General features: G+C 42.3%; 8 protein-coding genes and 1 pseudogene. 2 read left to right on the top strand and 7 right to left on the bottom strand.

Annotated features, from left to right (window positions below; all coding sequences use genetic code 11):
* Nucleotides 1-100: pseudogene (locus ODU46_RS09955) on the top strand (IS30 family transposase); the annotation flags it as partial.
* Between the two features lie 181 nt (nucleotides 101-281).
* Here the strand turns inward: ODU46_RS09955 and gap are convergent.
* The 6 genes from gap to groES form a co-directional block, all read right to left on the bottom strand.
* Nucleotides 282-1,292: a type I glyceraldehyde-3-phosphate dehydrogenase gene (gene gap, locus ODU46_RS09950; RefSeq protein ID WP_002938507.1), complete on the bottom strand. Its 1,011-nt coding sequence runs from the start codon at nucleotides 1,290-1,292 to the stop codon at nucleotides 282-284.
* Nucleotides 1,293-1,498: 206 nt separating this feature from the next.
* On the bottom strand, nucleotides 1,499-3,580 hold the full coding sequence (gene fusA / locus ODU46_RS09945; protein ID WP_002938501.1) for an elongation factor G: 2,082 nt from the start codon (nucleotides 3,578-3,580) through the stop codon (nucleotides 1,499-1,501).
* 323 nt (nucleotides 3,581-3,903) lie between these two features.
* Entirely contained in the window at nucleotides 3,904-4,374 is a 471-nt protein-coding gene (gene rpsG, locus ODU46_RS09940; protein ID WP_002940031.1) for a 30S ribosomal protein S7, read from the bottom strand.
* 16 nt (nucleotides 4,375-4,390) lie between these two features.
* A complete protein-coding gene (gene rpsL, locus ODU46_RS09935) occupies nucleotides 4,391-4,804 on the bottom strand; it encodes a 30S ribosomal protein S12 (protein ID WP_002940030.1) in 414 nt (137 codons plus the stop codon).
* A 231-nt stretch (nucleotides 4,805-5,035) separates the two neighbouring features.
* Nucleotides 5,036-6,658 (bottom strand): chaperonin GroEL, encoded by a 1,623-nt coding sequence (gene groL, locus ODU46_RS09930; protein WP_024393522.1) that lies wholly within the window; start codon nucleotides 6,656-6,658, stop codon nucleotides 5,036-5,038.
* A 10-nt stretch (nucleotides 6,659-6,668) separates the two neighbouring features.
* Entirely contained in the window at nucleotides 6,669-6,950 is a 282-nt protein-coding gene (gene groES / locus ODU46_RS09925) for a co-chaperone GroES (RefSeq protein WP_014637330.1), read from the bottom strand.
* 197 nt (nucleotides 6,951-7,147) lie between these two features.
* On the opposite strand from groES, the gene ODU46_RS09920 reads away from it, so the two are divergent.
* Nucleotides 7,148-7,393 carry a hypothetical protein gene (locus tag ODU46_RS09920; protein WP_114866126.1) on the top strand — a complete coding sequence of 82 codons (246 nt, stop codon included), beginning with the start codon at nucleotides 7,148-7,150 and terminating at the stop codon, nucleotides 7,391-7,393.
* 138 nt (nucleotides 7,394-7,531) lie between these two features.
* Here ODU46_RS09920 and ODU46_RS09915 read toward each other — a convergent pair.
* Nucleotides 7,532-7,737, bottom strand: a 206-nt coding sequence (locus tag ODU46_RS09915; protein ID WP_253215855.1) for a transposase, incomplete at its 5' end; no start/stop codon positions are given.

The following is a 7,737-nucleotide window of genomic DNA, read 5'->3' as shown; positions in this document are numbered from 1 at the left end:
GACTCCGAAAGAAGTCGCTTTTATCGAAAATTGGATTAACAACTACCCTAAAAAATGCTTGGACTACAAGTCGCCAAGTGAATTTCTTTTGGGTGGCTAACTTCAACTTGAAATTTGGGAATCTAAAACTATCACCTCGTAATCAGATTTTTCAAATTCTAAAATCGCCAAATCAGAAACAACTCATCTCATTCATATTTTTAGCATAAGAAAACAGCCATATTCCAACAATCCGAAAATACAAAAAAAGAGGCCGAAGCCTCTTCGATTTTCACTAAGGATTATTTAGCGATTTTTGCGAAGTACTCAAGAGTACGAACAAGTTGTGCAGTGTAAGACATTTCGTTGTCGTACCATGAAACAACTTTAACCAATTGCTCGCCATCAACTTCGATAACTTTAGTTTGAGTTGCATCAAACAATGAACCGAATGAGATACCTACGATATCTGAAGATACGATTTGGTCTTCAGTGTAACCAAATGATTCAGTAGCAGCAGCTTTCATAGCAGCGTTTACTTCTTCAGCAGTTACTTTCTTGTCAAGAGTTGCAACCAATTCAGTTACAGAACCTGTTGGAACTGGAACACGTTGTGCAGCACCGTCAAGTTTACCATTCAATTCTGGGATTACCAAGCCGATAGCTTTAGCAGCACCAGTTGAGTTAGGAACGATGTTTGCAGCAGCAGCACGTGCACGACGAAGGTCACCACCACGGTGTGGTCCGTCAAGAACCATTTGGTCACCAGTGTAACCGTGGATTGTAGTCATCAAACCTTTTTGAACGCCAAATGCATCGTGAAGAGCTTTAGCCATTGGTGCCAAACAGTTTGTAGTACATGAAGCACCTGAGATAACTGTTTCAGTACCATCAAGGATGTCGTGGTTAGTGTTGAAAACAACAGTCTTAACATCGTTACCACCAGGAGCAGTGATAACAACTTTTTTAGCACCGTTAGCGTGGATGTGTTGCTCAGCTTTTTCTTTAGAAGCAAAGAAACCTGTAGCTTCCAAAACGATATCTACGCCATCAGTAGCCCAGTCGATGTTTCCTGGCTCACGCTCAGCAGAAACTTTAACGAATTTACCGTTAACTTCGAAACCACCGTCTTTAACTTCAACAGTACCGTCGAAACGACCTTGAGTTGTGTCATATTTCAACAAGTGTGCAAGCATTACTGGATCTGTAAGGTCGTTGATACGAGTAACTTCAACACCTTCTACGTTTTGGATACGACGGAAAGCAAGACGACCGATACGTCCGAAACCGTTAATACCAACTTTAACTACCATGAATGATTTCCTCCTTATGAAAATCGAGTTCTTTATTTTAAAAGGCAAGCCTTTTAATCCTTTTGTGAAAATATTAACTTGTAAGCCTACAAGCATCTTTTCAACGTTTTTATTATATAACTATTTACCGAAAATTGCAAGAGTTAGCATACTTTAATGCAGGAACTTACATAGAAAAAGGCAGCCGAAGCTGCCTGGGTTAGCAATTATGCATTGCCACCGTTTTTCTTAATGATTTCATCTTGTACAGATTTTGGTACATCTTCGTAGTGGTCAAATACCATCATGAAGGTACCGCGACCTTGTGTTGCTGAACGAAGAACAGTTGCGTAACCGAACATTTCAGCAAGTGGCACATAAGCACGAACGATTTGTGTGTTACCACGAGCTTCCATACCATCAACGCGACCACGACGTGCAGTAACGTGACCCATAACGTCACCAAGGTTATCTTCTGGTGCAGTGATTGTTACAAGCATCATTGGCTCAAGGATAGTTGGTTGAGCTGATTTCGCTGCTTCCTTAAGGGCAAGAGATGCTGCCACTTTGAAGGCTGTTTCAGATGAGTCGACATCGTGGTATGAACCATCGTAAAGCTTCGCTTTAACGTCAACGATTGGGTAACCAGCAAGAACACCGTTAGCCATAGATTCTACGAGACCTTTTTCAACCGCTGGGATGAATTCACGTGGAACCACACCACCGACGATAGCATTCTCGAACTCGAAACCTTTACCTTCTTCGTTTGGTGTGAATTCAATCCAAACATCACCGAATTGACCTTTACCACCAGACTGGCGTTTGAAGAAACCACGAGCTTGAGTAGAAGCGCGGAATGTTTCACGGTATGATACTTGAGGAGCACCTACGTTTGCTTCAACCTTGAATTCACGACGCATACGGTCAACAAGGACATCCAAGTGCAACTCACCCATACCAGAGATAACTGTTTCACCAGTTTCAACGTTTGTTTCAACGCGGAATGTTGGATCTTCTTCAGCCAATTTAGAAAGGGCAATACCCATCTTGTCTTGGTCAGCTTTAGACTTAGGCTCAACCATCAATTGGATAACTGGTTCTGGAACGTGGATTGACTCAAGGATGATTTTTGCTTTTTCATCTGTCAATGAGTCACCAGTTGTAGTATCTTTCAAACCAACCGCAGCGGCGATGTCACCTGCATAAACAGTTTCAATTTCTTGACGGCTGTTTGCGTGCATTTGAAGGATACGTCCGATACGCTCACGTTTACCTTTAGAAGTGTTCAATACGTATGAACCGCTGTTAAGGACACCTGAATATACACGGAAGAATGTCAAACGACCTACGAATGGGTCAGTCATGATCTTGAAGGCAAGAGCTGCAAATGGCTCTTCATCTGATGCATGACGCTCTTCTTCAGCATCTGTATCTGGGTTAACACCTTTAATAGCAGGGATGTCAAGTGGGCTTGGAAGGTAGTCGATAACCGCATCAAGCATCAACTGAACACCTTTGTTTTTGAAGGCTGAACCACACAATACTGGGAAGAATTCAACGTTGATAGTTGCTTTACGGATAGCAGCTTTCAATTCTTCGTTTGTGATTTCTTCACCTTCAAGGTATTTCATCATCAATTCTTCATCAGTTTCAGCAACTGCTTCAACCAATTTTTCACGATATTCTTCAGCTTGCTCAAGGTATTCAGCTGGAATATCTTCTTCAAGAATATCTGTACCAAGGTCGTTAGTATAGATTTCAGCTTTCATCTTGATCAAGTCGATGATACCACGGAACTCATCTTCAGAACCGATTGGCAATTGGATTGGGTGAGCATTTGCTTGAAGACGCTCGTGAAGTGTGCTTACTGAGTAAAGGAAGTCAGCACCGATTTTATCCATTTTGTTAGCGAATACGATACGTGGAACACCGTATTCAGTTGCTTGACGCCATACTGTTTCAGTTTGTGGCTCAACACCTGATTGTGAGTCAAGAACGGTTACCGCACCATCAAGAACGCGAAGTGAACGTTGTACTTCGATTGTGAAGTCCACGTGTCCTGGTGTGTCGATGATGTTTACACGGTGGTTATTCCATTGAGCTGTTGTCGCAGCAGATGTGATAGTGATACCACGCTCTTGCTCTTGCTCCATCCAGTCCATTTGTGATGCACCTTCGTGAGTTTCACCGATTTTGTGGATTTTACCAGTGTAGTAAAGAATACGCTCAGTTGTCGTTGTTTTACCCGCGTCAACGTGCGCCATGATACCGATATTACGAGTTTTTTCTAATGAAAATTCGCGTGCCATGAGGTTTGTTCTCCTATATTTTTAGTTTTCTATTCTGATTATACCATATTTTAAGAAAAGCGAGTGGGCAAATCCCACCCGCTTAAGTTCTTACTAATGGTGTGAAGTGGACGAGGCAAGCCTCAATCCGATTTGTGATGGTTGAACGAGAAGTTTGTACCATAATCTCAATTGATTTATGTAGAACTGACTTGACGTCCTCACATCTTAATTGAACTCGGACTAAACGCTTGGCAAAAAAGATAAATCCTCCTAGAGTCCACAGACTCTTCGTCGCATTTCCTATTTTTGCTATGCGTTTTATACGTCCTCGTATCTTAATCTTACCAGCGGAAGTGTGCGAATGCGCGGTTTGCTTCTGCCATTTTGTGAGTATCTTCACGTTTCTTAACAGCTGCACCTGTGTTGTTTGCTGCATCCATGATTTCTTTCGCAAGGCGATCAATCATAGTGTGCTCACCACGGTTACGAGCGATTGTTACCAACCAACGAAGACCAAGTGTTGTACGACGCTCTGGACGAACTTCAACTGGGACTTGGTAGTTAGAACCACCGACACGACGTGCACGTACTTCAAGTACAGGCATGATGTTTTCCATTGCTGTTTCAAATACTTCAAGTGCATCGTTACCAGTTGCTTCTTTGATTTGATCAAAAGCACCGTAAACGATTGATGCAGCAGTACCACGTTTACCGTCCAACATAACACGGTTAATCAAACGAGTTACCAATTTTGAGTTATACAATGGATCTGGCAATACTTCGCGCTTAGGCGCTTGATTTTTACGACTCATTTATATTTCCCCTTTCTTAGCCTTTTGGACGTTTTGTACCGTATTTAGAACGGCCTTGCTTACGATCGTTAACACCTGCTGTATCAAGTGCACCACGAACGATGTGGTAACGTACCCCTGGAAGGTCTTTTACACGTCCACCGCGAAGAAGAACAACACTGTGCTCTTGCAAGTTGTGGCCGATACCTGGGATGTAAGCAGTAACCTCGATAAGGTTGCTCAAACGTACACGAGCAAATTTACGAAGGGCTGAGTTAGGTTTTTTAGGTGTCATTGTTCCGACACGAGTTGCAACACCGCGTTTTTGTGGTGATGAAACGTTTGTTTGAACTTTTTTACGGCTGTTGTAACCAACGTTCAAAGCTGGTGATTTAGATTTTTCTACTTTAGACTTACGTGGTTTACGTACCAACTGGTTAATTGTAGGCATCTACATTCTCCTGTATATATTTTTTATTTTTGGTGATAGGGCATTGGTGACAACCCCTATCTGTGTGTACTTTTGCAACATTTGTCAGCACGTCCCTGTACACTCTTGAGAGACCAAAAGTAAAAAGTACCGTCTAATATAGTACCACATCCCAAACCCATTGTCAAATAGATATGTTTGAAATTTTCAAGAAAAAAACACAGCCAATCAGCTGTGTCATTTTGCTATTTCTTAGTAGCCCATACCCATTCCATCCATACCTTGTGGCATAGCTGGAGCGGCTGGTTCTGGTTTGTTGGCAACGACTGCTTCTGTCGTCAAAATCAAGCTGGCTACGGAAGCCGCATTTTGAAGAGCTGAACGTGTTACTTTAACAGGGTCAATGATACCTGCATCCATCATGTTGACCCATTCGCCTGTCGCTGCGTTAAAGCCAGTGCCAAGTTCTGAATTCTTCAGTTTATCAATGATAACTGAACCTTCATAACCTGCGTTATAGGCAATCTGACGCACAGGCTCTTCCAAGGCACGAAGGACAATATTGCGTCCTGTTTCATCGTCGCCTTTCAACTCCAATTTCGCTACGCTATCGATAACATTGACAAGGGCTGTACCACCACCGGCAACGATTCCTTCTTCAACTGCGGCACGTGTTGCGTTGAGGGCATCTTCGATACGGAGTTTCATTTCTTTCAACTCAGTCTCGGTAGCGGCACCGACTTTGATAACCGCGACACCGCCTGACAATTTAGCCAAACGCTCTTGCAATTTTTCACGGTCAAATTCTGAAGTTGTTCCCTCAATTTGTGACTTGATAACAGCAACACGGTTAGCAATAGCTTCTGGATTTCCAGCACCTTCAACAATAGTTGTGCCATCTTTGTCGACCACAACTTTTGCAGCTTGACCAAGGGCTTCAATGGTCGCATCTTTCAAGTCCAAACCAAGGTCTTCTGTAATCACTGTACCGCCTGTCAAGATAGCAATGTCTTCCAACATAGCTTTACGACGGTCACCAAATCCTGGCGCCTTAACAGCAACAACATTGAACGTACCACGAATCTTGTTGAGAACAAGGGTAGGAAGAGCCTCGCCATCCACATCGTCAGCAATAATCAAAAGCGGACGGTTGGTCTGAAGAATGCTTTCCAAGAGTGGCAAAATGTCTTGGATATGAGAAATTTTCTTATCTGTAATCAAGATGAATGGATTTTCAAGTTCAGCTACCATCTTTTCATTATCTGTTACCATGTATTGTGACAGATAACCACGGTCGAATTGCATACCTTCAACCACATCCAATTCTGTTTCCATACCGCGAGATTCTTCAATGGTGATAACACCATCTGTACCCACGCGCTCCATTGCTTCTGAAATGTACTCACCAACTTTTTCAGAACGGGAAGATACCGCTGCTACCTGAGCAATTTCAGCTTTATTTGATACAGGACTTGCTTGTGCTTTCAAGGCTTCAACCGCAGTTGCAACTGCTGCTTCAATCCCACGACGGATACCGATTGGGTTGGCACCTGCGGTTACGTTTTTCAAGCCTTCACGAACAATAGCCTGAGTCAAAACAGTGGCAGTTGTTGTCCCGTCACCTGCGATGTCATTGGTTTTTGAAGCCACTTCTGACACCAACTTAGCACCCATATTTTCAAAATGGTCTTCCAACTCGATTTCTTTAGCAATGGTCACACCGTCATTTGTAATGAGTGGTGAACCGTAAGCTTTTTCCAAGACAACATTACGACCTTTTGGACCCAAGGTTACTTTGACTGTATCAGCCAAAATATCGACACCACGGACCATGCTTTCACGTGCATCTGCTGCAAATTTAATTTCTTTTGCCATTTTCCTACCTCTATTCTACAATTGCCAAAATGTCTGCTTCACGAATGATGTGAACGGTCTGGTCTCCGTCTTTAACTTCCAATCCTGCATGAGCATCAATCAAAACGGTATCTCCAACTGCCACCGCTGGGGCAACCAAGTCACCATTCAAGGTACGAATCCCTTGTCCGATCGCTAGGACACTTGCTTCTTTTGTCTTTTCTTGACTTGCACCTGCTAGGACAAAGCCACCAACTGTTTGTTCTTTTTCTTCAATTTTTACGACGATACGATCGCCCAATGGTTTCAACATGGTATTACCTCCTGGTCTTTTTAGCACTCTTTACCTCCGAGTGCTAATTCACATTTCCTATTGTATCACTTGGTCAAAAATAGTCAAGAAAATTCTACTCCTTTTTCGTGAAAATCCTTCTTAAGTATGAGACAGAATTTACCTATTCATTATTGGTAAACTATGCTATACTATTTTTAAAAAGTTAGGGGGTATTCATGAAATTTTTTAGAGATTTAAAAACAGATTACCTTGAAAGCCGATTTTCAGCCTACGAAAGTTTTGCAGAATGGTTTTTAAAACGTAAATTAGGATTTTGGGGAAAAATGATATTCGCCTATCTACTCTGGCTAGTCTGGATATTTTTCTTTAGCCACCCTCATTACATCATCTTTTTCTTTTATTGCGTTATCCTATTGTCACTGATTGTTATGCTAGTAGAATGGTGGAAATATAGAAAATGAGTCATAACCACCCGTGAAAACGGGTGGCTTGTACACCGGCTATAAGCCGTTTCTCTCCAGCGACGTCTAAAGACGTTCGCTGAACTTCGTTCAGGTTAGTGCTATAATTACTTGACTAATGCCCGTAACAACGGGCTTTTATCTTGTTCTAAAACTGCCATCTGAAAATGGATCTTCATACTCTTTGACGCTCAATTTATCAAGTGCAATGTCATTTTTCTCCTGCTCGCGAATGTATTTCGCAACTGTCTTTTCGTTCAGCCCAACGGTACTAACATAGTAGCCTCTAGCCCAAAACTTTCGATTTCCATACTTATATTTCAAATTAGCGTGTTTATCAAATA

It is taken from the genome of Streptococcus sp. 2020WUSS089 (genome assembly GCF_044427405.1).
Taxonomy (GTDB): domain Bacteria; phylum Bacillota; class Bacilli; order Lactobacillales; family Streptococcaceae; genus Streptococcus; species Streptococcus hashimotonensis.
Note: the sequence above shows the minus strand (reverse complement) of the source record. Positions and strands in the feature narration are given on the sequence as shown.